Genomic DNA, 1,053 nt, shown 5'->3' with positions numbered 1-1,053 from the left:
CACGGCCTACACCCTTACCCCGGGACAACCACCGCCCGGGCTGGACTACCTTCCTGCGTCACCCCATCGCTCACCTACTACCCCGTTGGGTCACCGGCTCCACCACTTCCCTTTGCCCGAAGGCTCCAGGACGGCTTCACGGGCTTAGCATCAAGAGGTTCAGCGTTGGCGCTTCATAGCGGGTACGGGAATATCAACCCGTTGTCCATCGACTACGCCTGTCGGCCTCGCCTTAGGTCCCGACTTACCCTGGGCAGATCAGCTTGACCCAGGAACCCTTGGTCAATCGGCGCAAGAGTTTCCCACTCTTGTATCGCTACTCATGCCTGCATTCTCACTCGTATACCGTCCACGACTGGTTTCCACCGCCGCTTCACCCGGCACACGACGCTCCCCTACCCATCACAGCAGGCGTTGGCCCTTAATGCTGCAATGACACGACTTCGGTGATGTGCTTGAGCCCCGCTACATTGTCGGCGCGGAATCACTTGACCAGTGAGCTATTACGCACTCTTTCAAGGGTGGCTGCTTCTAAGCCAACCTCCTGGTTGTCTCTGCGACTCCACATCCTTTCCCACTTAGCACACGCTTAGGGACCTTAGTCGGTGTTCTGGGCTGTTTCCCTCTCGACCATGGAGCTTATCCCCCACAGTCTCACTGCCACGCTCTCACTTACCGGCATTCGGAGTTTGGCTAAGGTCAGTAACCCGGTAAGGCCCATCGCCTATCCAGTGCTCTACCTCCGGCAAGAAACACGTGACGCTGCACCTAAATGCATTTCGGGGAGAACCAGCTATCACGGAGTTTGATTGGCCTTTCACCCCTAACCACAGGTCATCCCCCAGGTTTTCAACCCTGGTGGGTTCGGTCCTCCACACGGTCTTACCCGCGCTTCAACCTGCCCATGGCTAGATCACTCCGCTTCGGGTCTTGGGCATGCAACTCAAACGCCCTATTCGGACTCGCTTTCGCTACGGCTACCCCACACGGGTTAACCTCGCTACACACCGCAAACTCGCAGGCTCATTCTTCAAAAGGCACGCAGTCACGGCC

General features: G+C 57.7%; 1 rRNA gene. It reads right to left on the bottom strand.

The features are described from left to right. Positions 1-1,053, bottom strand: a 23S ribosomal RNA gene (locus tag ABTY56_RS38735); the annotation flags it as partial.

It is taken from the genome of Kitasatospora sp. NPDC097691 (genome assembly GCF_040302665.1).
Lineage (GTDB): Bacteria > Actinomycetota > Actinomycetes > Streptomycetales > Streptomycetaceae > Kitasatospora.
This window is presented reverse-complemented; position numbering and strand designations above follow the sequence as displayed.